Source organism: Hydrogenivirga sp. 128-5-R1-1, from assembly GCF_000171895.1.
The window spans coordinates 1-23534 of record NZ_ABHJ01000012.1; the positions used below are offsets into that span (position 1 = coordinate 1).

27 protein-coding genes, 3 tRNA genes and 1 CRISPR repeat array are annotated in these 23534 nt (G+C 50.7%); of the genes, 9 read left to right on the plus strand and 21 right to left on the minus strand.

Annotated features, from left to right (window positions below; genetic code table 11):
• Positions 1-297: 297 nt before the first annotated feature.
• Genes HG1285_RS07655 through HG1285_RS07645 form a run of 3 tightly spaced genes read right to left on the minus strand, consistent with a single transcriptional unit; the run spans position 298 to position 3101 of the window.
• Positions 298-882: a nicotinamidase gene (locus HG1285_RS07655; RefSeq protein WP_008287857.1), complete on the minus strand. Its 585-nt coding sequence runs from the start codon at positions 880-882 to the stop codon at positions 298-300.
• 18 nt (positions 883-900) lie between these two features.
• Positions 901-1563: a DNA/RNA nuclease SfsA gene (gene sfsA, locus HG1285_RS07650; RefSeq protein WP_008287858.1), complete on the minus strand. Its 663-nt coding sequence runs from the start codon at positions 1561-1563 to the stop codon at positions 901-903.
• Positions 1563-3101, minus strand: a complete 1539-nt coding sequence (locus HG1285_RS07645; RefSeq protein WP_008287861.1) for a sigma 54-interacting transcriptional regulator — start codon at positions 3099-3101, stop codon at positions 1563-1565. The genes sfsA and HG1285_RS07645 overlap by 1 nt, the downstream gene beginning before the upstream one ends.
• A gap of 38 nt (positions 3102-3139) precedes the next feature.
• Between HG1285_RS07645 and HG1285_RS07640 the strand changes: the two genes are divergently transcribed.
• Positions 3140-3213 (plus strand) — tRNA-Ala (locus HG1285_RS07640).
• Positions 3214-3323: 110 nt separating this feature from the next.
• On the opposite strand, the gene HG1285_RS07635 is transcribed toward HG1285_RS07640, so the two are convergent.
• From HG1285_RS07635 to HG1285_RS07625, 4 genes are all read right to left on the minus strand, one after another.
• Positions 3324-3399 (minus strand) — tRNA-His (locus HG1285_RS07635).
• A gap of 14 nt (positions 3400-3413) precedes the next feature.
• Positions 3414-4439 carry a DUF309 domain-containing protein gene (locus HG1285_RS18820; RefSeq protein ID WP_008287864.1) on the minus strand — a complete coding sequence of 342 codons (1026 nt, stop codon included), beginning with the start codon at positions 4437-4439 and terminating at the stop codon, positions 3414-3416.
• Positions 4440-4488: 49 nt separating this feature from the next.
• Positions 4489-5922 carry a F0F1 ATP synthase subunit beta gene (gene atpD, locus HG1285_RS07630; RefSeq protein ID WP_008287865.1) on the minus strand — a complete coding sequence of 478 codons (1434 nt, stop codon included), beginning with the start codon at positions 5920-5922 and terminating at the stop codon, positions 4489-4491.
• 20 nt (positions 5923-5942) lie between these two features.
• A complete protein-coding gene (locus tag HG1285_RS07625; protein ID WP_008287866.1) occupies positions 5943-6815 on the minus strand; it encodes a F0F1 ATP synthase subunit gamma in 873 nt (290 codons plus the stop codon).
• A gap of 46 nt (positions 6816-6861) precedes the next feature.
• Here HG1285_RS07625 and ilvE point away from each other — a divergent pair, with 46 nt between their 5' ends.
• The 4 genes from ilvE to HG1285_RS07605 are packed head-to-tail and all read left to right on the plus strand — an operon-like array spanning position 6862 to position 9987.
• Positions 6862-7779, plus strand: coding sequence for a branched-chain-amino-acid transaminase (gene ilvE, locus HG1285_RS07620; RefSeq protein WP_008287867.1), 918 nt, complete (start codon positions 6862-6864; stop codon positions 7777-7779).
• Complete coding sequence (locus HG1285_RS07615; RefSeq protein ID WP_008287868.1) at positions 7769-8860, plus strand: M28 family peptidase; 1092 nt, start codon at positions 7769-7771, stop codon at positions 8858-8860. The genes ilvE and HG1285_RS07615 overlap by 11 nt, the downstream gene beginning before the upstream one ends.
• Positions 8861-8872: 12 nt before the next feature.
• The gene (locus HG1285_RS07610) at positions 8873-9493 is read left to right on the plus strand and encodes an outer-membrane lipoprotein carrier protein LolA (RefSeq protein ID WP_008287869.1); all 621 of its coding nucleotides are present in this window, start codon (positions 8873-8875) and stop codon (positions 9491-9493) included.
• The gene (locus HG1285_RS07605; RefSeq protein ID WP_008287870.1) at positions 9493-9987 is read left to right on the plus strand and encodes a GNAT family N-acetyltransferase; all 495 of its coding nucleotides are present in this window, start codon (positions 9493-9495) and stop codon (positions 9985-9987) included. The genes HG1285_RS07610 and HG1285_RS07605 overlap by 1 nt, the downstream gene beginning before the upstream one ends.
• On the opposite strand, the gene rfaE2 is transcribed toward HG1285_RS07605, so the two are convergent.
• Complete coding sequence (gene rfaE2 / locus HG1285_RS07600) at positions 9968-10438, minus strand: D-glycero-beta-D-manno-heptose 1-phosphate adenylyltransferase (protein ID WP_008287871.1); 471 nt, start codon at positions 10436-10438, stop codon at positions 9968-9970. The two genes, HG1285_RS07605 and rfaE2, sit on opposite strands and share 20 nt — an antisense overlap.
• Before the next feature lie 120 nt (positions 10439-10558).
• On the opposite strand from rfaE2, the gene HG1285_RS07595 reads away from it, so the two are divergent.
• Positions 10559-10741, plus strand: coding sequence for a hypothetical protein (locus HG1285_RS07595; RefSeq protein WP_008287873.1), 183 nt, complete (start codon positions 10559-10561; stop codon positions 10739-10741).
• Positions 10742-10756: 15 nt separating this feature from the next.
• Positions 10757-11920 (plus strand): iron-containing alcohol dehydrogenase, encoded by a 1164-nt coding sequence (locus tag HG1285_RS07590; RefSeq protein ID WP_008287874.1) that lies wholly within the window; start codon positions 10757-10759, stop codon positions 11918-11920.
• On the opposite strand, the gene HG1285_RS07585 is transcribed toward HG1285_RS07590, so the two are convergent.
• The 5 genes from HG1285_RS07585 to trpD all read right to left on the minus strand — a co-directional run bounded on the left by HG1285_RS07585 (position 11917) and on the right by trpD (position 15769).
• Positions 11917-12432, minus strand: coding sequence for a YqhA family protein (locus tag HG1285_RS07585; RefSeq protein WP_008287875.1), 516 nt, complete (start codon positions 12430-12432; stop codon positions 11917-11919). The two genes, HG1285_RS07590 and HG1285_RS07585, sit on opposite strands and share 4 nt — an antisense overlap.
• 91 nt (positions 12433-12523) lie before the next feature.
• Complete coding sequence (locus HG1285_RS07580) at positions 12524-14017, minus strand: multicopper oxidase family protein (protein WP_008287876.1); 1494 nt, start codon at positions 14015-14017, stop codon at positions 12524-12526.
• Between the two features lie 130 nt (positions 14018-14147).
• Positions 14148-14624 (minus strand): SsrA-binding protein SmpB, encoded by a 477-nt coding sequence (gene smpB / locus HG1285_RS07575; protein WP_008287877.1) that lies wholly within the window; start codon positions 14622-14624, stop codon positions 14148-14150.
• A gap of 10 nt (positions 14625-14634) precedes the next feature.
• Positions 14635-14708, minus strand: a tRNA-Arg gene (locus tag HG1285_RS07570).
• A gap of 41 nt (positions 14709-14749) precedes the next feature.
• Positions 14750-15769, minus strand: a complete 1020-nt coding sequence (trpD, locus tag HG1285_RS07565; protein WP_008287878.1) for an anthranilate phosphoribosyltransferase — start codon at positions 15767-15769, stop codon at positions 14750-14752.
• A gap of 96 nt (positions 15770-15865) precedes the next feature.
• Between trpD and cas6 the strand changes: the two genes are divergently transcribed.
• Positions 15866-16615, plus strand: a complete 750-nt coding sequence (gene cas6 / locus HG1285_RS07560; RefSeq protein ID WP_198005441.1) for a CRISPR-associated endoribonuclease Cas6 — start codon at positions 15866-15868, stop codon at positions 16613-16615.
• Positions 16616-17205: 590 nt separating this feature from the next.
• Here cas6 and cas2 (HG1285_RS07555) read toward each other — a convergent pair.
• From cas2 (HG1285_RS07555) to HG1285_RS07530, 8 genes are all read right to left on the minus strand, one after another.
• Positions 17206-17460, minus strand: coding sequence for a CRISPR-associated endonuclease Cas2 (cas2, locus tag HG1285_RS07555; protein ID WP_008287881.1), 255 nt, complete (start codon positions 17458-17460; stop codon positions 17206-17208).
• Positions 17457-18329 (minus strand): CRISPR-associated endonuclease Cas1, encoded by an 873-nt coding sequence (gene cas1 / locus HG1285_RS18825; RefSeq protein WP_008287883.1) that lies wholly within the window; start codon positions 18327-18329, stop codon positions 17457-17459. Before cas1 ends, cas2 (HG1285_RS07555) begins: the two co-directional genes overlap by 4 nt.
• Positions 18326-18586 carry a CRISPR-associated endonuclease Cas2 gene (cas2, locus tag HG1285_RS07550; protein WP_008287884.1) on the minus strand — a complete coding sequence of 87 codons (261 nt, stop codon included), beginning with the start codon at positions 18584-18586 and terminating at the stop codon, positions 18326-18328. The genes cas1 and cas2 (HG1285_RS07550) overlap by 4 nt, the downstream gene beginning before the upstream one ends.
• Positions 18587-18981: 395 nt before the next feature.
• Positions 18982-19381: direct repeats of the CRISPR family, unit length 35 nt; unit sequence CTTGAAATGCCCTTAAGAAACGAAGGGATTGCGAC.
• A 31-nt stretch (positions 19382-19412) separates the two neighbouring features.
• Entirely contained in the window at positions 19413-19955 is a 543-nt protein-coding gene (locus tag HG1285_RS07545) for a hypothetical protein (protein WP_008287885.1), read from the minus strand.
• Entirely contained in the window at positions 19952-20311 is a 360-nt protein-coding gene (gene acpS, locus HG1285_RS07540; RefSeq protein ID WP_008287886.1) for a holo-ACP synthase, read from the minus strand. The genes HG1285_RS07545 and acpS overlap by 4 nt, the downstream gene beginning before the upstream one ends.
• Positions 20308-21006, minus strand: a complete 699-nt coding sequence (locus tag HG1285_RS18830; protein WP_008287887.1) for a transglycosylase SLT domain-containing protein — start codon at positions 21004-21006, stop codon at positions 20308-20310. The genes acpS and HG1285_RS18830 overlap by 4 nt, the downstream gene beginning before the upstream one ends.
• Complete coding sequence (locus HG1285_RS07535) at positions 21003-22091, minus strand: flagellar basal body P-ring protein FlgI (protein WP_008287888.1); 1089 nt, start codon at positions 22089-22091, stop codon at positions 21003-21005. Before HG1285_RS07535 ends, HG1285_RS18830 begins: the two co-directional genes overlap by 4 nt.
• Positions 22052-22726: a flagellar basal body L-ring protein FlgH gene (locus HG1285_RS07530; protein ID WP_032496740.1), complete on the minus strand. Its 675-nt coding sequence runs from the start codon at positions 22724-22726 to the stop codon at positions 22052-22054. Before HG1285_RS07530 ends, HG1285_RS07535 begins: the two co-directional genes overlap by 40 nt.
• 49 nt (positions 22727-22775) lie before the next feature.
• Here HG1285_RS07530 and fabG point away from each other — a divergent pair, with 49 nt between their 5' ends.
• Entirely contained in the window at positions 22776-23519 is a 744-nt protein-coding gene (gene fabG / locus HG1285_RS07525; protein WP_008287890.1) for a 3-oxoacyl-[acyl-carrier-protein] reductase, read from the plus strand.
• Positions 23520-23534 lie beyond the last annotated feature (15 nt).

The window sequence follows — 23534 nt, forward strand, 5'->3', positions numbered from 1 at the left end:
GGAAGAGGTCTCGTCGTACCACTTCTGCTCTCTGCTGAGGCTTGAAATGCCCTTAAGAAGTGAAGGGATTGCGACTTGTGTTGCTGTAACTTGCTTGCCTCCCCTTTCATGTCTTGAAATGCCCTTAAGAAACGAAGGGATTGCAGCTCAAATAGCTATACAAAAGTAAACCCGTGCGTCCATTCGTTTTGAAATGCCCTAAAAACTGAGGGATTATGGCGCTATATGCCCTTGCGTTCTGTTTTTCTTAAACGAATGCCAGCATTAAAAGGTAAAAAAAATGAGCGCTCAGTATTTTCAGGTTATATCGGTGATCTCTATACCAACTGCACCTCTGTCCAGCATAAGTCCTATGGCTTTCTCGCTGTCCCCGGGATTGACGTCAACGCCTTTTATCCCGTCAAGGAGGAGTATGGCGGAGTAGCCGAGGTTCAGGGCTCCCAGAACGGTGTTCTTAACGCAGTAGTCTGTCGCAACGCCACCCACGAAAACCCTCCTCACCCCCCTCTCTCTTAGAAGGCTATCCAGCACTGTCCCCTGAAAGCCGGAGTAGGCGTCAAAGTCGGGAGAGGTGCCCTTTGAGATGATGAACTTGTTGTCCAAAGGCATCTTCAGGTCTTTATGGAACATGGCTCCCTCCGTGTTCTGGACGCAGTGAGGAGGCCATATACCCCCGTGTCCCTTGAAGGAGATGTGGTTCTCTGGGTGCCAGTCCCTTGTAAAGAACACGGGCAGAGCCCGTCTTTCAAAGAGCTCTATATACTCATTCAACCTTGGAACTATGCTGTCTCCCTCAGGGACAGGGAGTGCTCCGCCGGGCATGAAGTCGTTCTGCATGTCTACCACTATGAGGGCGTCCCTGTCGGTGATTCTCACCTTCATCTGAGCACCTCCTAATTTTCAAAATATAACAGGAATCTCCCTGCTAACCCTTATCTCCTCAAGCTTAACATCGCAGAGGAATGCCTTTACCGTAAATCCTTCCCTGGCGAACCTTTCAAGGGCTCTTGAAAAGTCCGGGTCAGTCCCCCTGTTGGGTGTGAACTTGGCTGCATCCTTTCTCTGGACTATAAATACAACCGCCGGCTCGTACTTATCAGCGTTATCCATGAGCTCCTCTATGTGCCTCCTTCCCCTCTGGGTGGGTGCGTCCGGGAACATTGCCGTTCTGTCAACCACGAGGTTTACAGACTTGGTCTCTATAAGAACCTTGCGGTTTAAAAGAAGGTCAAACCTTGAATTCCCTACCCTGTACTCGTACCTGTACTCCTTAACCTTCCAGGGGTAAGAGTTCTCAAGGAGGTGCTCAAGGAGGAGTTTTGGGGGCAGGTGTGAGTCCACGCATACGAGACCGCTTTCCAGCTCCACGAGTATTAGTTCGTGCCTGTACTTGCCCGTGTTTTTCTCTCGCAGGTAAACCTTCCTACCCGGAACTAAGAGCTCTTTCAGGCGACCCGTGTTCCTTATAAGAACCCTCTCGGGCTTTCCGCACACCTCAACCAGACAGACGAACCTGTTCTCCCTTTCCAGAAACTTTGCGGGTATAAGCTCTCCGAGCTTCATCAAAACTTTTTTACTTCTATCCCGTACTTCTTTATGCGGTAGTCAAGCTGTCTGAGTGTGTAGCCTAAGAGCTTTGCAGCCCTTGATTTCACGTAGCCCGTCTTTTCCAGGGCTTCAACTATCTTCTCCTTCTCCGTAGCCTGTATTCTGTCGGGGAGGTTTGCAAGCTCTTCAAAGGCGTTCCGTCTGCGGTAGGCGAGGATGTGAGGAGGCAGGTCTGTGCTCTTCACCACCCCGTCGTTCATTACCACGAGCCTCTCCACGGTGTTCTCAAGCTCCCTTATGTTCCCGGGCCAATTGTACTCTATGAGAGCTTCCATAGCGTCCGGAGATATCTTGACGCTCTTGCTGTACTTGGAGTTGTACTTCTCTAAAAAATGCTCTACGAGCATGGGGACGTCTTCCCTCCTCTCTCTGAGGGAAGGAACGTGTATGGGAACCACGTTGAGCCTGTAGTAGAGGTCTTCCCTGAACTTGCCTTCCTTAACGAGAGCCTGGAGGTCTCTGTTGGTAGCCGCTATCACACGGACGTTCACCTGAACTGTTCTCTCTCCCCCCAGCCTCTCTATCTCCCTGTCCTGCAAGACTCTCAGTATCTTAGCCTGCAAGGAGAGGGGCATATCGCCTATCTCGTCCAGGAATACCGTACCGCCTTCTGCCAGCTCAAACTTCCCCTTCTTGGAGCTGTGGGCTCCGGTAAAGGCACCCTTCTCATATCCAAAGAGCTCAGCCTCAAGGAGCGTTTCCGGGATAGCCGCGCAGTTTATCGTTATGAAGGGCTTGTCCTTTCGTGGACTTAGGAAGTGGATAGCCTTGGCTATCAGGCTCTTACCCGTGCCGCTCTCTCCGGTTATGAGGACTGTGCTGTCCGTTGTGGCAACCTTCTTGACCACCTCCACGAGGTTAAGTATCACATCGCTCTGACCCACTATTCCGTGTATGTTGTAGGTCTTCTTTAACTCCTCGCGGAGTATCTTTTTCTCCTCCTCCCACTCAAGTCTCTCCTCCTTTATACGCTCGCTGAGTCTGTAAAACATACCTATTAAAGTCCCAAGTATCATGAGGGTCTCTATGCCTCCTTCTATACTCTCCCTGGAGGAAAAGGTCTTAAATATGGAGAGGACACCCACTATGTCCCCGCCCACCTTTATGGGAACGGATATAAAGGTCTCGCTTCCCTCAAGTCTGTCTCCTACCTTCGTCTTGTTCAGGAAAGCTGGGTTTGAGGGCAGGTCTGTTAGGACTACTGGAATCCCGCTCTTGAAGACCTTACCGGTTATGCCCTCACCCTTCTTGAATATTCCCCTCTTGACCTCCTCTTCCGAGAAGCCGAAGGCTTTAACTATCTGAAGAGCCTTTATGTCCTGGTTGAATATAGCCACAAAACTGAGGTTGACGTTCCAGAAAGAGTAGAGCGTCTTCAGTATGTCCCTTACGGCGTCTTCAAAGTCAAGACTCCTGCTGAGAACCCTTGCCACCTCGTTCACGATGGTGAGTTCTCGCGTTTCTAAACTCTTCCTTCCCTTCAGGGTTTCCATAGCGTACGACTAAAAGTATAATTTATATCCTGTACCAAGGGGACGTAGCTCAGACCGGGAGAGCGCCGCCCTCGCACGGCGGAGGTCGGGGGTTCAAATCCCCTCGTCTCCACTTTCTTTTCTTTAAAACCTAAAGAACTACCGTAATTGCCGCCTTATCTTGATATTCTGATACCGCTTTGGAGGCAACCAAAACCTTTACAGGGTTCTTTTCAAGTGAGGTGGGGAGGGTGACGGGACTCGAACCCGCGACATGGGGATCCACAGTCCCCCGCTCTTCCAGCTGAGCTACACCCTCCTTAGAGCTAAAAATTATATCACCTTGAGCTCCGGGAAGGAATCCACCGCCTTGCCTTCTTTTAATTTATGCAGGATATCCTTAGCCTGAAGGGTTAACTCTCTAACGTTTAGAGGCATGGAGACCTTGCAACCTTCCATCTGTGGAATAGCCTTCTTGAGGACGTTCTCCGCCTTCTTATTCTCTCCCGAACGGCAGTGATGCAGGGCTATGGCAAAGCGTATAACTCCCTGATAACACTCTTTCTTATTTTTGTCCTTCACACACTCCCACACCTCTTCCAAAACCTCATGGGCTTCGTAGAAATCGCCTGCATTCCAGAGCCTTTCGGCAACCTTCAAGAGTTCAAGCTCCCTGTCTATACCTAAAATCTGCTCCGCTCCTATCCTCTTTGAGGGGACATCTTCGTAGAGCATATGCAAGAAGGCGTAAGTCTCTATAGGTTTAATGCCATTCTTCACGGCGTTTTCCACCAGCCTGAAGTAAGCGCCCGGTTCCCTGATACCGATAGCCTCTCCTGTGCTCTTGGTCAGGGGCATGAAGGTGTGTGGATTTATCATGTAGGCTATGTGGGTTGCCACGTAGAAGTCGTGGCTGGGTGGAAGGTCAAGGAATCCGATAAGTTTTTCCAATATACCCTTCGGGTCAGTGTATTCAAGAACATCTTCAATCTCTACGTTTTCAAAGAACTCCTTTATCCAGCCGAAGGCTCCTCTTCTCCTATCCCTGTCTGTTATTAAAATGTCATAAAAGCTCTCCCAAGCGTTCACGAGGACGAAGGGGGAGAAACACTCTCCGAGTGTGAGATCATCTTTCTTAGCAAGGTGTCCGAAGTATCTCTTGTATATCTGGACTTGTGAGCTGTCTGAGATCCACAGGGATAGGTGCTTTTTAGTTCTCTCTAACATTGATAGGGCGATCTTGTGGGAACCCTTGCCTCTGCAGGAGTTTACCAGCGCTTTGGAGGCTTCAAGGGGTAGGCTTCTCTTCTCTATATGAATATAAAAGTACTGGGCTGAGCCTAATATCTTCTCTTCCACAGGAAAAGGTTAAAGGAAAAAAGGGGCAAGGAAAAGGAGGTATATCAGGTTATACCTTTGCCCCCATCTCCTTAGCTTTCTCTATGACCTCTTCTATGGTTCCCACCATGTAGAAGGCGTTTTCAGGCAGATGGTCGTATTTACCGGAGAGTATCTCCTTGAAAGACCTTATGGTGTCCTCCAGCTTCACGTACTTACCGGGCATACCGGTGAACTGTTCCGCAACGTGGAAGGGCTGGGCGAGGAACTTCTGTATTCTCCTTGCCCTGTTGACTATAGCCTTGTCCTCTTCGGAAAGCTCTTCCATACCGAGTATGGCGATGATCTCCTGAAGTTCCTTGTACCTCTGGAGTATCCTCTTGACTTCCATGGCGGTGTTGTAGTGTTCGTCGCCTATGAACTCTGGGGCAAGGTACTTGGAGGTGGACTCCAGAGGGTCTATTGCAGGGTATATTCCCAGCTCAGCCAGTCTCCTTGCGAGAACCGTCGTGGCGTCAAGGTGGGCGAATATGGAGTAAGGAGCGGGGTCTGTTATGTCGTCTGCAGGCACATAGACCGCCTGAACGGCGGTGATTGAACCTTTCTTGGTGGAGGTTATCCTCTCCTGAACCTCACCCACGTCGGTGTTCAGAGTGGGCTGGTATCCGACCGCGGAGGGAAGTCTCCCGAGTAGCGTGGAGACCTCAGAACCAGCCTGAACGAACCTGAAGATGTTGTCTATAAAGGTAAGAACGTCTTGACCCTCAACGTCCCTGAAGTACTCAGCCATCGTAATTCCGGTCTGGGCGACCCTGAACCTAACGCCGGGAGGCTCGTTCATCTGCCCGTAAACCATAACCGTGTAGGGCAGAACTCCCGACTCTTTCATCTCCAGCCAGAGGTCGTTACCCTCTCTCGTCCTCTCTCCGACTCCCACGACGACGGAGAAACCTTTGTGGAACTTCGCTATGTTGTGTATGAGCTCCTGCATGAGAACGGTCTTTCCAACTCCGGCACCGCCGAAGAGTCCGACCTTACCACCCTTGACGTAGGGCTCAAGTAGGTCTATGACCTTAATGCCGGTCTCAAGTATCTCAACCTTTGTGGACTGCTCATCAAGGGCGGGAGGCTCCCTGAACATGGGCCAGTACTCCTTAGCCTCAACGGGACCCTGGTCGTCTATGGGCTGACCCACGACGTTGAATATCCTTCCGAGAACCTCCTTGCCGACCGGCACGCTTATGGGTGCACCGAGGTACTCAACCTCCTGTCCCCTGACGAGACCGTCGGAGGCTCCCATTCCGACAGCCCTGACCCTGCTCTCACCTATGTGCTGGGCTACCTCAAAGAAGAGTTCCTCCTCAGCCCAGTTACCCTTGTCATCTATGTACCTTCTCACGGTCTTTAGTCCGTGCTTTATGGGTGGTAGCTCCTTGGTGTCAAACTCAACGTCAACGACGGGACCTATGACCTGAACGATCCTTCCCACAAGCTTCTCTGCCATTACAAAACCTCCTAAGGTGTTTACTTCATCGCCTCCGCGGCGCCAACTATGTCTATAAGCTCAAGGGTTATGGACTCCTGCCTTGCCTTATTGAATATCATAGTCCACTGCTTGACCAGGTCGTCAGCGTTCTTGGTGGCGTTGTCCATAGCCACCATCCTTGCGAAGTGCTCCGCAGCGTTGGACTCCACCATAGCCCTGTAGAGCTGGTAATTCAGGTAAAGGTCTAATATCCTGCTTATGAACTCCTCCTCCTCAACCTCAAAGGTGTAGACGCTGTAACCGACAGCTTCTCCCTCTTCGGGCATCTCAAAGGGCAGGAACTTCCTTGTGACGGGCTTGTAGCTCGCCCTCGTGATCATCTCGTTGTTTATAAGGTAAACGGCGTCAACCTCGCGCTTGGTAAATCTTTCCCTCACTATCTCGGAGACCTCCTTGGCTATTCCGAAGTTAACCTCTTTCCTGAAAACCTCGTCGTAGCCCTTGACCACGCTGTAATCCCTTCTTGAGAAGTACTGGTATCCCTTTCTTCCTATGAGTATGAGGTTTGAGCTTATTCCCTTTTCTTTCTTCGCGGCAACGAACTTCTCCGTTTCCCTGATTATGTTGGAGTTGAAAGCTCCTGCAAGACCCCTGTCCGCCGTCACGAGTATGACGTCTACAGTCCTCTCTTCCCTCTCTTCAAGGAGTGGGTGGCTTTCCCTGTCCACGTGTCCTGCGAGGTCTCTGACGAGTTCGTAGAGCTTGTCGGAATAGGGTCTTGAAGAGTAAAGGAGTTCCTGGGCACGCCTGAGCTTTGCAGCCGAGACCACCTTCATGGCGTTGGTTATCCTTCTCGTGTTCTTTATACCCTGGATCTTCCTTCTTATGTCTCTCGGAGATAGCTTTGGCATAACGGGGAGGTATTATAGCACAACTTTTGTGATAGAATGTTAGCCCATGGAATACGCATTCTTTGAGGGCAAGTTCGTTCCCATAGAGGAAGCTAACATAAACATAAAGACCAACTCTTTCCATTACGGAACCGCGATATTTGAGGGTTTGAGAGCTTACTGGAACGAGGATCACCAGCAGTTATACATACTCTTTGCCCAGGAGCACTACGAGAGGCTTATAAAGAATGCGAGATCCCTGTTCATGGAGCTTCCCTACACAGCCTCGGAACTGGTAGATATAACGAGGGAACTTCTCGTTAGGAACAACATAAAGCAGGACGTTTACATAAGACCCATAGCCTACTTCAAAGACCTCGCCCTCACGCCAAAGCTGATGGACTACACCCCAGAGATAGCAATGTACACCTACAACTTCGGTAGATACCTTGATACCTCGGAGGGGATAAGGGTTAAGGTATCCTCCTGGAGGAGGAACGACGACAACTCTATACCCTCAAGGTGGAAGGTGGCAGGTGCTTATGTGAACAGTGCCCTCGCAAAGACGGAAGCCCTCATGGCCGGATACGACGAGGCTATAATGCTCAACTCTCAGGGCTACGTTTCTGAAGGCTCTGGAGAGAACATCTTCCTGATAAGGGACGGAAAGGCTATAACGCCCGCCCACAACGAGCACATACTTGAGGGCATAACGAGGAAAACGGTGATAAACCTCCTCAAGAACGATCTTGTGGTGAGGGTTGAGGAGAGGTCTGTGGCGAGGAGCGAGCTGTACGTGGCGGATGAGATATTCCTGACGGGGACGGCGGCTGAGGTCACGCCCGTAATAGAGGTGGACAACAGGAAGGTGGGAACGGGCAAGATAGGTGATATAACGAGGCAGCTTCAGGAGCTTTACTTCAACGCTGTGAGGGGGAACATAGAAAGATACAGGAGTTGGCTGACGCCGGTATATGAGAAGTGAGCTGTTAGAAGAGCTTCAGGAACTCACGCACTTCTTTTCTTCGCGCAGCAGAGTGTCCTCTTCAGAAGGTCTCAGGGAATCCCAGGACAGGGTCAGGAGGTTCCTCAGGAAGCTCAGGATACCCTTCATAGAGGAGAGCTTTGAAGTTGACAAAAACATACCCTTAGACGCCACCATAAAGCTGAACGGAACTCAGGTGAAGGGGTATCCCTTCGTGGGTAGCCTGTGGGGAGACCGGGAAGCAGAGGTGGTCAGGGAAGAGGAACACGTAAAAGGTAAGATAGCCCTCGTTAAGGTGGGAGGAGAGAGGGAGAGCGAGAAGGTAAAGAAGCTTAAAGAGAGGGGAGCTGTGGGGGCTATCTTCTACGTGGAAGAGTTAGAGTCTCCCTTCATCGGAAACATAAGCGACGAGCCCTTTGTAGCCCTGTCCGTGGACAGGGAGACGGCTAAAGCCCTCTTAGGCAAGAGGGTCAGGATTGAGTCAAAGGTCAAGAAGACCAGGGTCAGGGGAAAGAACATATACTTTGACATAGGCAAGGGACCTTTCCTCTACATCACAGCTCATCTGGACTCAAAACCCTTCGTTTACGGAGCCCTTGACAACGCGGTTGCGGTCGCTTTACTGCTCATGCTGGCGAAGGAACTCAAGGACAGCTACTACTTTCCCTTCAGGCTGAGGTTCATGATAACGGATGGAGAGGAGCTTGGTCTTGAGGGGGCAAAGCACCACGTTAAGAACCTAAAGCACGCCTACTACGTTGTGAACGTGGACTCTATTGGCTGGCTCAATCCTGCCGTGATATACAGGGACGCGGCTGGATACAACGGCGAGAAGATAATGGACAAGTTTGAAAAGCACCTTAGAGACCTCAGGATAAACATACCCTTCAGAGAAGGTAAGCGGGGAAGGAGCGACCACATACCCTTTAAGGAGAAAGGGGTTGAAGCCCTCTTTCTGTCGTCAAACCCCTTTACCTTACGACACACCTTCTACGACAACTATGAGGCTATAGACTGGGACGTGGTGGACATGTGGTTTGACGTTTTAAGCTCCTTCCTGAGGAGATTTCACAAGCTGTGATATATTAGGCTCATGCGTCTTATCGTTTTCGTACTTCTGTTTTTAACACCGCTTATAGCGGTCTCTTCCACCTTCAAAGAGCTTGAAGATAAACTCAAAGATGTCAAGAGCGTCAGGGTGGTCTTCGTCCAGAAGACCCGTTACTCCTGGTATCCCAAGCCTGAACTGAGCAAGGGGGTTTTCTACGCTATGAAGGACGGGAAGTTCAGGATTGAGTACACCTACCCCGATGAGGTGGTCATGGTTTCAAACGGGAAGGAGATAATAATTCTCAACAAGGAGGACAGGGAGGCGATAATTGACAGCGTTGAGAACAACACATCTCCCGTTATAGAGTCCCTCTTCTTCTTCTCAAAGCCCCTGAGTGAGGTCTTTGAACCTGTCGGCGAGCTTGAGAAGAAGGGACTGAAGGTTCTCATACTCAAACCAAAGAGGAAGGACGAGAATATAAAGGAGGTTTACGTTGAGCTTGACAAAGACCTTGAGGTCAGGAGGATAAGGGTGGTGGACAGCGAAGACACCCAGACCACCGTGGAGTTCATAGACATAAGGAAGAACTTCAAACCCTCCGCTGGTCTCTTCAGGATTGAACTGCCGCCCGACGTAAAGGTTAGAAGAACGGACGCGCTGTGATGAGAAAGGAAAGGGTGGAGTTTAAGATAGAGAGGGCTGAGGAAGAGGACTTAGACAAACTTGCCGAGCTCTACCTTGAAGGTTACAGAGGACTTGAAGAGTACTCCTATACACACCCCGACGATGTAAGAGCTTATATGAGGTGGCTCTTGAAGAGAGACCCCGAGGGTATATTCGTGGCGAAGGTGGACGGGGAGATAGTGGGGTTTGTGGCGGGGGACGCGAACTGGTTCAGCAAGAGGGAGCACAGGAAGGTTGGAGCTATACACGAGATAGTGGTTCACCCTCGTTACAGGGGGATGGGGATAGGGCATGCCCTCATGGAGAGGATTCTTGAGTACTTCAAAGACAAGGGACTTCACGTTGCAGAGCTCTGGGTCGGGGACGAGAACTACAACGCCATAGAGTTTTACAGGAAGCTCGGCTTTAAAGAGAAGGGGCAGTACAACTACTGGGTGAGGATGACATTAGACCTCAATCACAGTAAAGGCTGACCACCTTCTCTATTATCTTGGAGGTGGATATGTCGTACTCAAAGGGTATGGTCTTTACCACTCCTCCGTATGACTCCACAAACTCCCTACCCACTATATTCTCTAACTTCCAGTCTCCTCCCTTCACGAGGACGTGGGGCTTGACCTTCTTTATGAGTTCAAGAGGCGTGTCCTCTTCAAAGATCACCACGTAGTCCACGGGTTTTAGAGAGGAAAGAACCCTTGCCCTCATCTCTTGGGGAACTATGGGACGCTTCTCGCCCTTTATCCTCCTTATGGAGTCGTCTGAGTTCATGCCAACCACGAGAATATCACCAAGGGCTTTAGTCTTCTCAAGGTAGTCCACGTGCCCTGCGTGGATTATGTCAAAACACCCGTTGGTGAAGACGATCCTCTTTGTCTCTCTGAGCGGGGATATAACCTCCTCTACCTCTTCAAAATTCAGGATCATCGTGTTAGATTTTAAACTATGCCTACCATAGTGAGGTTTCTTTTAGCCTGCGCAGGGTGTATAGGCTTTGGTGTGCTCATATACTTCGTCCTCAAGTTCTTAGGAGTCCTGTGAGCAGTGATGAAGGAGGAAAGGGACTTCTTTGAAAGCATACGGGAGTTTATAGAGGAGGAAGATCGCAAATACAAAGAGAAGCTCTTGAGAGACATCAAGGAGGCATTGGACAGAGGTGCAACCAAACCTTCACCTTGTAAGAAGAGCTGGAGGGATAGGTTTAGTAAGCCCTCCGAGGAAGAAAAGTAATAAGATTTCATAGCCATGGTGTTTAACTTCTACAGACCCGTTGAGGTTTTCTTCGGAAAGGGAGCGATAGAAAAGACGGGCGAGGTCGCCCGTAGATACGGATTTAAGGCGTTGATAGTTACGGGAAAGGAGAGCGCCAAGCGTAGCGGTGCCCTTGAGAGGGTGATAAAGTCACTAAACGCCCACGGAATACAGGAGTACATACTCTACAACGAGGTCATACCCAACCCGACGGACAAGGTCGTCAACGAGGGTGCGGATCTTGCGGTTAAGGAGAGGGTGGACTTCATCATCGGTCTGGGAGGAGGTAGCGCCTTAGACACCGCCAAGGCGATCTCCATAGTCTCCTCCAACGAAGGTTCCGTGTGGGATTACGTAAAATACCCGGAGGGTGCCCGTCTCGTTCCGTATCTGAGCAGACCTGTGATATGCATACCCACCACCGCAGGAACGGGTAGCGAGGTGGACAAGTACTCGGTGGTCACCAACTCCATAAGGAAGGAGAAGCTGGTCATATCCCACAGTCTAAACTATCCCAAGGTCGCCCTCATAGACCCTGAACTTACCATGACCATGAGTCCCGAACTGACAGCCATAACGGGCTTTGACGCCCTCACCCACGCCCTTGAGTCCCTGACCAACAGAGCGGAGAACTTCATGGCGGAAGAGTGTTCCGTAAAGGCGATAGAGCTGATAGCCAAGTGGCTACCCGTTGCCGTTGAAGAACCAGAAAACTACACAGCAAGGGAAAAGCTCTCCTATGCCTCAATGCTTGCAGGTGTTGCCATAGACCACCTCGGTGTGGCACTCATACATGCTATGGAGCATCCCGTCTCAGCCCATTACCCGCAGGTCGCCCACGGGCTCGGTCTTGCCATACTCTCTCCCTACATAACCAAGTTCAACTACAAGGGCAATCCCGAGAAGTACGCCCTCTTCGCCAAGCTGATGGGATACGAGGAGAAACCGGAGTTTGCGGTTGATGCGCTTGTGAACTTCCTTGAGAAGATAGGACTCCTTAAAACCCTAAAGGACGTCGGCGTGGAAGAGGATATGTTGGAGAGACTCACAGAGGACGTTTATATGCTGGCACGCCACTCTTTCCTGATCAATCCCGTAGAGCCGAGCCTTGACGACGTCAGGAGACTTTACGAGGAGGCTTACAGAGGAGACATTTAATGTTCGCCGTTGTGGGCTTCCTTGTGGGTGAAGTAGAGGGCAAGGGCTATACCCAGAGAACCCAATCCCAAGTATAGAAGGTCAAGAGGGTTCTTGTATTCCATCTCTATGGACTGCTTGAAGAATACCACTATGATCACCATTATCACCACCCTGCCCAGCTTGGTCTTCAGGTCTTCAAGGTTTGTTATGAAGAGAACCTTTGAGCTCCTCTCGTCCTTGTAGGCTATGTCTATCTTTGAGATAAAGAGCTCGTACAGTCCCAAGGAGAATATGAGCAGGAAGGTGGCTATCAGGAACATGTCTATGGAGGCTATGGCGGAGGCGACCAACTTTTTAGAGAGTATGTTGTAGTCAAAGGTCTGGAAGAACTTAATGAGAGGTATCATCACCTCAAACAAGCCCGCTATGAAGAGGGCAAAGGCTCCCACCAGAGAGCTCAGCACCGCAAGTATGACCAGTAGCCTTGACTTCCAGAGAAATCCCTCAAAGAACTCTTCAATTTTGTTCATTACGATGGAGGAATTTTACCAGAACAGCGACCTTTGGGTGGGTTGGGGTTAAAAAGAAAGAGGAGGCGAACGAAGCCTCCTCCCGAACAGGCTATACCCTCCTCCATATTCCCATCATTCCTATGTCCTCGTGGCCGAGGATGTGACAGTGGAAGACCGTATCCCCTGTGTAATCAAGTACGGGCACGAGCATGGTAACCGAGCCCATCGGCGGAACGTTTATGGTGTCCTTGAGTCCGTTTATAGTTGAGTAGAGTTGAGCGTAAGCCGGATCTCCTCCGTTGATGTTCAGTATTACCGCACCGTCAACGTGCTGGTGGAAGGGGTGATCCATTCCCGTCTGGTTGACTATAGTCCAGACCTCGTAGGTTCCCACGGGAGACTCCAGGATGTAGGTATTCTGACCGAACACCTGCCTGTTTATAGCACCCTGTCCACGGACGAAGTTAAGGGTCATAGTGACCTGCCTGAGGTTGGAGGTGTCCATCTGCCTGAGCTGGGCTACCCAATTGGCTATATCGGAAGTTATGGTGGTAGGTATGGAGTCATTCGTCTGGGCACCGCTGTACTCAACGGTCACTAGAGGCGTGTTGGAGTTGAGATCCTCAAAGGTGTATGTTCCGGGCGTTTGATCGGCTTTGACGAGAATATCTACCCTTTCTCCCGGCGTGATAAGTATCTCATTCACCTGAACTGGGGAGTCAAGTAAGTTATCGTCAGTGCCCACCAGATACATGGTATGGTTCTGGAGTGATACCCTCAGATACCTGTAAACGCAGGCGTTGAGTATCCTCCATCTCTGAACCTGCCCAGGCTGGATATTTAGGACAGGGTTTACCTGCCCGTTAACCATAACGGTGTCACCTAAAATCCTCATATAGTCCATACGTGTCCACTCGGTAGGTAATCCGTTGGATACTGATATATCTGTGATTATCATTATGTGCTCTTCGTAGTTCTGGAGCTCTGACGTGTCGTCCTCCACTATCAGCGCTCCTCCGGCAAGCCCCCTCCAGAACTGCTCACCGACAGTTCCATGGTTGTGGGGATGGTAAAAGCCCATCATGCCTCCCCACTGCTTGGAGAGGTCGTACTCAAAGGTCAGGCTATCTCCCGGATTGAAGTGCAGAAATATGTTATCAGCGTTACCCGAGGGAGATACGTGCCAGCCGTGGGTGTGTAGGTTTGTCACGCTCATGTCGTATCCGATAACGTTAGTTCCCGTTATATCCGCGTTGGCGGGTAGGTCGTTGGTGAAGTTAACTCTCAAGATGTCCCCTGACCTCACCCTTATGGTTGGTGCGGGGTAAGAGCCGTTGTAGAGCATCATAGTTACGCTCTGCCCGTTTATGGTTGCCTGTGCCCTCATAGGGGACAGGGAGGTTTCCACTATGTTTCCATTTCTGGTCAGCTGAGCAAGGGGAGGGTCTTGGAATGGATCTCCTGGAGTTGTGGTTCCACCTCCTCCACCTCCTCCCATCATCATCCCTATGGGACCCTGCCCCCCTCCGCAGGACTGCACGAGACCTACTGCCGCTCCTATACCCATGTAGGCAAGGAACTGTCTGCGATTCACTTCCCTCATGGTGCCACCCTCCTGAAATGTTTTTAAAGATTTTGAAGGAGGTCTTTAAGATTTTTGATAAAAACTTATTAAGTTACATTAATATGTAATAATCTGCGAATATGCTTATTATTGCATAAGCATTGCTGTGTCACATCCTTATTTTGCCCTTGAACTCTCTCTCAAGCTCCCTCTTCATCGCGCGCTCTTTTAGCTCCTGACGTCTGTCATGTAGCTTTTTACCCCTTGCAAGGGCTATCTCAACCTTAACCTTCCCATTTTTCCAGTAAAGTCTGAGGGGAATTATCGTGTAGCCTTTCTCCTGAGACTTTCCCATGAGCTTCATGATTTCCCTTTTATGAAGGAGGAGCTTCCTCTTCCTTAACGGGTCTGGAGGTTTTATGGTGGCGAACCTGTAGGGCGCTATGTAGAGGTTGTAAAGCCAGGCTTCCCCGTCGTCTATCCTGACGAAGCTGTCCTTGAAAGATACGTTTCCCTTGTTCCGCAGGGACTTTACCTCCGGTCCCTCAAGGACGAGCCCAGCCTCGTACTTCTCAAGGATCTCGTACTTAGCCCTCGCCTCTCTGTTGTCAGCTATGGGTATAACCTTGTTGTTTGCTTTAGCCATTTGATTTCCACCGGGGCGGTGGGAGTCGAACCCACAACCTCGGGATCCGTAGTCCCGCGCTCTATCCAGTTGAGCTACGCCCCGTCATTATGTAATTATAAGTTCCCTACTGAATTGCGTCAGGCTTATATCCTGTTGGAGAGCTCTATGAAGTCCTCAAGCTTCTTTTTAGCCCTGCCGCTGTCTATGGACTCTCTGGCGAGCTCAAAAGCCTCCTTCCTGTCGCTCACCTTCCCGCTTGCAAGTATCCCGAAGGTTGCGTTCAGGAGGACTATGTCCCTGTGAGGTCCCTCTTCCCCTTCAAGGACGGAGAAGCCCATGCGGAAGCTCTCCTCAGGGGAGGTTATGCAGACCTGGGCGAGCTCTCTCCTCTGAACGCCGAGCTCTTCGGGTATAAATTCGTAGAGCTTCACCTCACCGTCGTCAACCTCTCCCACAAGTGTAGCGTCCGCTATTGAGACCTCGTCTATGCCATCCTTGCCATGGACAACGAACGCCTTTACTATCCCGAGCCTTTTCAGGACGTGAGCGAGCTTATCCACCAGCTTGTCAGAAAAGACACCGAGGATCTGCCTCTTGGCTCCCGCAGGATTGGAAAGGGGTCCGAGCAGGTTGAATATGGAGCGGACTCCCACCTCCCTTCTGGGACCTATGACCCTCTTCATCGCTGGGTGAAAGAGTGGGGCGAACATGAAGCCTATCCCTATCTCCTCTATGAGCTTGGCTACCTTTTCCGCAGGGAGGTCTATCTTGGCTCCAGCCTGCTCCAAAAAATCCGCACTGCCACACTTTGAGGAGACAGACCTGTTGCCGTGCTTTGCCACCCTCACGCCCGCCCCAGCGAGGACGAAGGCTGTAACGGTTGAGACGTTGAAGGTTCCAGACTTGTCTCCGCCGGTTCCACAGGTGTCAACGAGCTCCTCGGGGTTTGACACCTCCACCTTAGTAGCCCTCTCCCTGAAGAACCTTCCCGCCCCCTCTATCTCCTCAACGGTCTCTCCCTTCATCTTGGTAGCTATTATGAACGCCCCTATCTGGGCGTCGGTGGCGTTGCCGTCAACTATCTCCTTTATGGCTGAGTACATCTCTTCGGAGGAGAGGTTCTGAAACTCCGAAAGCCTGTGAAGAACGCTCCTTATATCCATGGGCTAAATTTTAGCATCTCTTAACCGCCCGCACTACCCCCGCGAGAGGCTTCCGTATTATCATTAAGTATGCCCATCAGGTGTTCCGTGTGCTTTGTGCCGGAGAAACCTATCAGTCCGGAAGTCCTGAAACCCAAATACGTGCACGGCATATTCTTTTCCCTGCTTGAGGAAGGTCTGGCTGAGAGAATGCACCGGGGAAGGGTAAAGCCCTTTGCCCTGAGGTTCCAGAGACTCATGAGGGCGGAGGAGGAGCTTGACAGGTTCTTCCTTGAGGTCTCCTTTCTTCAGGAGGAACTCTTTCCCAGCTTTCTGTCCTCCCTTATACTGAGGGAGTCTCAGCCAACGATAAACGGACTCTCACTGCGATACCTTAAGAAGCCTTATATAAAGGAGGAGAACGTAAAGAGTTACAGCCGCATATACGAGGAGGCTCAACCCAGAGATACCATAGTCCTTGACTTCCTCACGCCCACCTCCTTCAAGAGGGGAAGCTTTGATTACCCTCTGCCCGAGCCCCGTCTCATATTCCGTGGTCTGATAAGGAAGTGGCAGATATTCTCAGACCTCAAGATTGACCTTGACCTGCGCGAGGTGGTGGACAACCACATCCACATTGCAGGCGCCTGGATAAGAACGAGAAAGATGGAGCTATCAGACAGAGCCAAGTTCACGGGCTTCACGGGAAGGGTAGTTTTATACGCTGATGTCAGGAAAGAGGCTGTACTGAAGTGGTTGAACGCCCTTGCCGCCTTCGGCGAATTTGCAGGCGTGGGAAGGAAGACCACCATGGGTTTTGGAGCAGTTAGGGTAGGCGAGCCCGAACCTGATGAGGTCTCTGAGTGACAGGGAAAGAAGTCTGTAGAAGTGCATGTCCCCAAGCAAATAGCCTAAAGCTATGTTAGCACAGACTTTCTTGTCGTCTGCCGCTGGGACTTGGTACCTGAGCTCTTTCTCAACCTCAAGTACGGCAGCGTAAGACAGGCAGGGTAGAAAAGAAAGAGTCCACAGAGGAAGACTCCGCACCTCCTCAAAGGGGTCAAAGAGAAAACGAACCTTCTTCAGTGCGTACAGCAAAACTAAAGCTCCGAGATAAGAACTCAGAGTAGGCTCCACCCTGAGCCACTCCCCGAGAAGCGAGAGCCCCCTTATGCCGTTCCTCAGTAGAATGTCCCTGTTTAAAAACTGGGTTAACTCCACCTGTCTTGAAAGGAACTCTTCTAATTTCCGGAAGGACGCCTTCGGCGTATAGGGGAAGTGGACGGCACTTAACTTTTCTGATACGAGGAGCTGGGGAATGCTCCAGAGACCGGGAACAGGACTACCATAGTTGATCACACCTAAGAGCCTCCTCACGTTTATTCTCTCTCCCCTTGAAAGGTAGAGAACATTCTTCTGAATACCTAAGAGTCTTCTCCTGTCAGTTATAACAAGGATCAAATGACCCATTCCATACCCTCCAGAAGGCTTCCTATCCTCCTTATCTTCCCTCTCTTGCTGAGCCTTATGACGCTGTACCTGTCAGCCTTTTCCAGAATCCCCCTTGCCTCTGGCACTATTTCATCTGGGCTGGAGCCCTCCACCTCAAAGAAGCTTAGCTGGGAGTGAAAGCCTTTATTCCTCAGCTTCTTCATGAATTTTGTCCTTCTGGAGTTGTCGTGAACGTCATAGCAGACCACGTACCTTTTCACAGGAGCACCTCCCCAAACCTGTTCAGAGACTCCTTTATGCTTTTCAGCACTTCTTCTTTCTGGGATTCAAACCAGTTGAGGAACTTGGGCATGCTCTCCTTCTTCAGGTAGCAAGCCGCCCTCTCTCTGTTAAAGTCCTTTTTAGTGAAAACTCTCCTCAGGATGGGCTCCTCAAGGCGTTTTGTGAGTACAGGGCGGACGGGTTCCATTATGTCCGAGCACAGAGCTAAATGACTCCCACTGCGGGTGTGAAGGAAGGATATGTATGGGTCGTATCCCATGAGGGTGGTGAGGGGCAGGGATAGGGCGTAGGTGAAGGTATAGCTCAGGCTGAGGAGTGCGTTTACTGGGTCTGGGGGAGGGTGGTAAGCACGCTCTCTAAAGCTGAAGCCGGAAAGCTCTATGTTTTGGGAGAACCTCTCAAACATAAGCCTGGATGCAGTCCCCTCTATGCCGAGCAGCTCTTCTTTGGTGCCGGCTCTTTCCAGAGAACTGATGAGGTTGTTCAGCTTTAGTCCGAACTCCCTTTCTATAGTCCTTATCTTTGCCCTGACTATCTCCTTTGCTACCCCGAAGGGGTCTCTCACATACTTCTCATACTGCCTTATACGGTTTGATGTGTTACTGGAAAGGATCTTAGTCCAGAGCACAGCTTTGAGAGCACCGAGCTTGGTAAGGAAGAACACAGGAACGTTGTTCTGCATCAGCAGAGACAAGGCATGAGAGCTCAACTCCAGACCGCCAAAAGCCACGATAGCCTCCACGTACCTCACTGGCAAGGAACTGTTTATAGAAAAGGTGGAAATCTTTACCCTCTCTCCACTTCTGGAAACTCTGGCACTGCTGTAAACCACCACTATGCGCTTCAAAGGAGCAGAACCTCCGGAGACTCAAAAGGGTAGCCCTCAAATATGTCAACCTGCTGGATTGGGTAGAAGAACACCCTGTCGGTTCTCGGGTTCACCAGCTTCTTTATATTCCTGTAAAGAGCATCCACTTCAGCCTCACTGATATCCGGCAGGTAGAATACACTGAGCTGTATCCTGAAGCCATAGCGCGATAGGAGTCTTGATACCTTTACCCTTACGGGGGTCTCTGATATGTCGTAGGCGACCACGTACTTCATACTTTTCAAAAACGACCGTAAGGGTAAATTCCTGACGCTGGAAGCTGGAAGAGGTCGTACTTCTATCTCCTACTGTACCAACAATTTGGGACACTCTCTTGAAAAAGGTTCATAAAATCGTGTAAGTATTTGATACTATTGCAAAAATAACTTCGTATGACGGAGATCATATTAAAAATTTCGGGCTATGTGCTTAACTTATTGGCAGTTAATAGCGGGACGCAGGTGCCCGCCGGCTCCTTGACAACCGAATAGGGCTCAAAAAGGGCTCAGAGCTTAGAGCGACAAAGCCCAGAAGGAACTCTTTGGTAATTCTGAATTTTTGTGACACCATGTCTAATTGCGAACAATTCTCACTCTGGGCGCTTTGTCTCTCAATAATTTGAAATTTACCTCTTGAAATGCCCTTAAGAAACGAAGGGATTGCGACAGGCTTGCGATATCTCTTCCTTAACCACCTCCTTGAGTCTTGAAATGCCCTTAAGAAACGAAGGGATTGCGACCCTCTAAAAGCTTTACGCCTTCGGGAAGTCTCCTATTGACTTGAAATGCCCTTAAGAAACGAAGGGATTGCGACTCTACCCTCACAAAGTAGCTCGTCCCCCCTCCTCCTGCTTGAAATGCCCTTAAGAAACGAAGGGATTGCGACAGGAGCTGGTGGGAGTTATACCGGAGAACCAGCCAGACTTGAAATGCCCTTAAGAAGTGAAGGGATTGCGACATATAGTGCAGGTGTACCCTCATAGCATCACCTCCTTGTCTTGAAATGCCCTTAAGAAATTGAGGGGTTTAAAACACGGAAAAGACAAGAGTGTTAAAGACCGGGTCAATCAACGTACAGGGATAGGGTAGGCACGCCGAACCTCTTCTGGAGCTCCCTCTTTACGAGCTCTCCAAAGACAGCCTTGTTATCCCTGAATTCCTTGAACTTCTCCTTTATCTCTCTCTTTTCTTCCTTGCTGAGCTGCTTCCATAGCTCCCTGAAGAGCTCGGTTTCAACCTTTTTCAGTATCTCCTGAGCCTCCTTTTCACTCTCGGGATCCTTCACGCTCAGGTTCACGAACTTCTTTACACCTCTCACCTTCTCCTCAAACCTCTTCTTCCAGTCAATCTCTACCCTCTGAGCCTCAAGCCTAAGGTGATTTTCATAGGCTTCCATAACGTTCCTGAAACACATGAATAGAGGGTGCTTGCTCCTCCTCCTTGGATTCAGAGCGGTGTAACACCTCTCTATACCTTCCCTCGCAACGTGCTCGGGCACGCCCATGTCTTCAAGGAGCTTAAGAAAGAGCCTTTCCCTCGGGGAGAGAAAGAACACCCCTCCCTTCAACCTGAGGACGAAATCTTCCAGAGACTTTGAGTAGCTCATCTTATACAGGCTACCGCAACAGAGTAGTCCCTCTCGTGGGACAGGGAGACGAGAACTTCTCTTCCCTTCAGGGCTTCCACCGCTTCCTTTCTGTGGAGAACGATCCTCGCAGGTCTTCCTCTGTTCCCGAGAACCTCTATCTCTTTGAATCTCAGAAGTATGCCGAACTCAATGTAGAAGGCTTTAAGGACAGCCTCCTTGCAAGCCCACCTTGCGGATAAACAGGGTATAGTTGCCTCGTGGGAGTTGCAGTACTCAAGCTCCTTGTCCGTGTATATCCTCTTAAGGAACCTGTTCCCGAACTTTTTTACAGCCTCCTCAATCCTCTCGTTTTTGACTATATCAACCCCTATCATCTAACGGCGGTCAATTTTAACATCTCGGAGAGCTTTTCAAGGTAGTTACGGGTTTCCTCTGGCAGTAGATCAAGGTTTTCCAGAACCTCACGACCCCCAGCCCTGTCAAGGTTTCCCTCCCCCCAGTTGTAGGCTACAAAGGTTAGTAACCAATCCCCGTATTTTTCGTATAGTTTCTTTAAATGACGCGCCGCGGCGCGTGTGGACTTGTAGGGATCAAACCTCTCGTCCAGCTCCTCGTCCACCCTCAAGCCATGTTCCTTCGCCGTCTCCTCCATCAGCTGCCACAGACCCGCGGCACCCTTGGGAGACACAGCCTCCGTTGAGTACCCGCTCTCAACCTCAGGTATGACGGAGAGCCACTCGGGCAGTCCCTCCTCTCTGAGAACCCTCCTGACCATCAGCCTCAGCTCTTCTCTATTTCTGGGCTCCGGGTTGTTCTTCTCGTAGCTCTCCACCACGAACCTCGCTATACCCACTCCCCCGGCTTCGGCGAACTGCCTGCTCGTTCCCTCAAGAAACATGTCGTAGTAGAACCTCTGATAGAAGCTCTTGTTCTTGAGAACTGGGCGGAAGGCTTCCTTGAGAACCTGCTTTATCATAAGGGCTTCAAACTCCTTAGCAACGCTTTTTATGTCTTTCTTAAGGAACTGCCTGTACGTGTAGGAGGGTTTTGCGAATATAACCCTGTTCATAGCACTTCCAGCTTAGCCTTCAGGGCTCCGGCTTCCTTTATAGCCTGCAGGACGGAGATTATCTCCCTCGGGGTTGCCCCTATCTTGTTCAGAGAGGTCACGAGCTCATGAACCGTCGTTCCCTTCAGGGGAATTAGCCTCCTCTTCTCCTCTATAACCTCAACCTCCGTTCTGGGCACCACCTTGGTTTCTCCGGGAGATAGGGGCGGCGGCTGGGACACCTCTGCCAGCTCCTTCACCTTTACCACGAGGCTACCAACTGCGACGGCGACGGGACTTATCCTGACGTTTCCACCGAGGACTATAGTCCCTGACCTGCCGTCTATGACCACCTTGGCAACCTGAGAGGTCTTTATCTCAAGGTTTTCTATCTCGGCGAGGAAGTCCACCGGGTTCACCCCGGTAGGTATTCCAACCTTCACCGTGGCGCTGTCAAGGGCAACCGCTATGGGAGCTTTAAACCTGCTGTTTATGGCATCCTGAACCCTCTTCGCAGTCGTGAAGTCGGGTACATCAAGGATTATGTTCACGTCAGCCACGTTCATGTCAAAGGGAAGGTCTCTCTCAAGGACTGCACCGTTGGGTATCCTGCCCACCGTAGGTACGTTCTTGACCTGTGAAGCGCCCCTTCCCCTCGCCTCGTAACCCCCCACTATTAACTGTCCCTGGGCGAGGGCGTATATCCTCCCGTCTGGTCCCCTGAGTGGTGTTAGGAGAAGAGTCCCACCTTCAAGGCTCTTCGCGTCCCCTATGGAGGACACGCTAACATCAACCCTCATACCAGCTTTGGCGTAGGGGGGTATCTTAGCAGTGACGAACACGGCAGCCACGTTCTTGACCGTTATCCTGTTAGGGTCAACCACTATGCCCATCTTCTGGAGGGCGTTGGCAAGGCTCTTTACCGTGAACTGGGTAGCCTTACCGTCACCTGTCCCCTTCAGACCCACCACGAGCCCGTAGCCCTGAAGGTAGTTGACCCTGTTTCCCTCTATTGTGGCTATGTCCTTTATCCTCTCCGCCATAGAGAGGGACACAAAGAGAAGTATCAGAAGGGGAATATTACGGCAAATATCCTTGCAAGCCATCCCGGCTTACCTCCCTCAGCCATGTAACCCTTTCCATCAAGGAATATCTCCATGTTGGCTATCTTGTCGCTCGGAACGGTGTTCGTGCTGTCTATGTCCTCGGGTCTTATTATCCCTCTAAGAATGAACTCTCTCTTCATACCGTTCACCATTATGTACTTCTTGGCTTCTATTAACATCGTCCTGTTGGGGTAAACTTTTACCACCCTGCCAGCCAGCTTGGTGGTCAGCGTTCCCGTCTGCTGGACTTTGCTGGAGGCTTTCGTGTTGAACTTCCCCTCCGCTCCGGAGCCGAGGTTGGCAAGCGTGTTCTGGGGGACGCCGAAGAAGGAGCTTATGGCGTTGGAGAAGGCCGTTGACTTACCCGCCTGATTTGAGAGGCTCTCCACCGCGTTTATGCTCTCCACGACGTATATGAATATCAGGTCTCCCGGCTTGGTAGCTCTGTTCTCACCGTACAGGTCAGTCCACCCTCCGCCCGCAAAGAGGCTGCCCATAGACTTCTCCTGTTTGTACTCATCCTGGGGGAAGGGGTTTTCCTTTTCGTAGGTCTTTAGGTCTTTGGGTTTTTCGGAGCACGAGAGCATAAGCAGTGTTAAAAGTGCGATCAGATAAGCGAAAAAAGCCCCCATCATCACTAATATAGCAATTGGGAGGCAAATCTGCTATAATTTGTAGCCAATCATGATAAACCTCTCCGGAAAAACCGCACTCGTTACAGGCTCAACCCGCGGAATAGGGAAAGCGACAGCCTACAGGCTGTCCGAAGCGGGTGCCAAGGTGGTGGTCACTGGAAGGAGCGAGGACAGGGCACGGGAGGTGGCGAAGGAGATATCGGACAGCACGGGCAACGAAGTCTTCTCGGTAGCCTTAGACATAGGCTCCAAAGAGTCCATAGAGGAGGCTTTAAAGAGGGTAAACGAGGAAGTCGGTGGTGTGGACATACTCGTAAACAACGCCGGTATAAACAGGGACACCCTCTTCATAAGGATGAAGTACGAGGACTGGGACGAGATAATAAGGGTTAACCTGACGGGAACATTCCTGATAACGCAGCTCGTAGTCAAGGGCATGCTCAAGAAGAAGTGGGGAAGGGTGATAAACATGTCCTCGGTGGTAGCCTTCATAGGCAATGTTGGTCAGGCTAACTACTCGGCTGCCAAGGCTGGTCTCGTTGGCTTTACGAAGACCTTGGCCAAGGAGCTCGCACCGAGAAACATAACGGTGAACGCCATAGCCCCCGGATTCATAGAGACTGACATGACGGAGAACCTGCCGGAGGAGATAAAGCAGGGGTTCCTCAACCAGATACCAATGAACCGCTTTGGAAAGTCCGAGGACGTGGCTAACGTGGTGCTGTTCCTGGCTTCTGACCTGTCAAGTTACATAACGGGTGAGGTTATTCATGTTAATGGAGGTCTCTTTTAAATAAAATCCTGTATG

Bases quoted from the DNA above. Each gene is read 5' to 3' on its own strand.
- HG1285_RS07655 (WP_008287857.1), bottom strand. From the start codon at position 882: ATGAAGGTGAGAATCACCGACAGGGACGCCCTCATAGTGGTAGACATG.
- sfsA (WP_008287858.1), bottom strand. From the start codon at position 1,563: ATGAAGCTCGGAGAGCTTATACCCGCAAAGTTTCTGGAAAGGGAGAAC.
- HG1285_RS07645 (WP_008287861.1), bottom strand. From the start codon at position 3,101: ATGGAAACCCTGAAGGGAAGGAAGAGTTTAGAAACGCGAGAACTCACC.
- atpD (WP_008287865.1), bottom strand. From the start codon at position 5,922: ATGGCAGAGAAGCTTGTGGGAAGGATCGTTCAGGTCATAGGTCCCGTC.
- HG1285_RS07625 (WP_008287866.1), bottom strand. From the start codon at position 6,815: ATGCCAAAGCTATCTCCGAGAGACATAAGAAGGAAGATCCAGGGTATA.
- ilvE (WP_008287867.1), top strand. From the start codon at position 6,862: ATGGAATACGCATTCTTTGAGGGCAAGTTCGTTCCCATAGAGGAAGCT.
- HG1285_RS07615 (WP_008287868.1), top strand. From the start codon at position 7,769: ATGAGAAGTGAGCTGTTAGAAGAGCTTCAGGAACTCACGCACTTCTTT.
- HG1285_RS07610 (WP_008287869.1), top strand. From the start codon at position 8,873: ATGCGTCTTATCGTTTTCGTACTTCTGTTTTTAACACCGCTTATAGCG.
- HG1285_RS07605 (WP_008287870.1), top strand. From the start codon at position 9,493: ATGAGAAAGGAAAGGGTGGAGTTTAAGATAGAGAGGGCTGAGGAAGAG.
- rfaE2 (WP_008287871.1), bottom strand. From the start codon at position 10,438: ATGATCCTGAATTTTGAAGAGGTAGAGGAGGTTATATCCCCGCTCAGA.
- HG1285_RS07595 (WP_008287873.1), top strand. From the start codon at position 10,559: ATGAAGGAGGAAAGGGACTTCTTTGAAAGCATACGGGAGTTTATAGAG.
- HG1285_RS07590 (WP_008287874.1), top strand. From the start codon at position 10,757: ATGGTGTTTAACTTCTACAGACCCGTTGAGGTTTTCTTCGGAAAGGGA.
- HG1285_RS07585 (WP_008287875.1), bottom strand. From the start codon at position 12,432: ATGAACAAAATTGAAGAGTTCTTTGAGGGATTTCTCTGGAAGTCAAGG.
- HG1285_RS07580 (WP_008287876.1), bottom strand. From the start codon at position 14,017: ATGAGGGAAGTGAATCGCAGACAGTTCCTTGCCTACATGGGTATAGGA.
- smpB (WP_008287877.1), bottom strand. From the start codon at position 14,624: ATGGCTAAAGCAAACAACAAGGTTATACCCATAGCTGACAACAGAGAG.
- trpD (WP_008287878.1), bottom strand. From the start codon at position 15,769: ATGGATATAAGGAGCGTTCTTCACAGGCTTTCGGAGTTTCAGAACCTC.
- cas2 (WP_008287884.1), bottom strand. From the start codon at position 18,586: ATGAAGTACGTGGTCGCCTACGACATATCAGAGACCCCCGTAAGGGTA.
- HG1285_RS07545 (WP_008287885.1), bottom strand. From the start codon at position 19,955: ATGAGCTACTCAAAGTCTCTGGAAGATTTCGTCCTCAGGTTGAAGGGA.
- acpS (WP_008287886.1), bottom strand. From the start codon at position 20,311: ATGATAGGGGTTGATATAGTCAAAAACGAGAGGATTGAGGAGGCTGTA.
- HG1285_RS18830 (WP_008287887.1), bottom strand. From the start codon at position 21,006: ATGAACAGGGTTATATTCGCAAAACCCTCCTACACGTACAGGCAGTTC.
- HG1285_RS07535 (WP_008287888.1), bottom strand. From the start codon at position 22,091: ATGGCTTGCAAGGATATTTGCCGTAATATTCCCCTTCTGATACTTCTC.
- HG1285_RS07530 (WP_032496740.1), bottom strand. From the start codon at position 22,726: ATGATGGGGGCTTTTTTCGCTTATCTGATCGCACTTTTAACACTGCTT.
- fabG (WP_008287890.1), top strand. From the start codon at position 22,776: ATGATAAACCTCTCCGGAAAAACCGCACTCGTTACAGGCTCAACCCGC.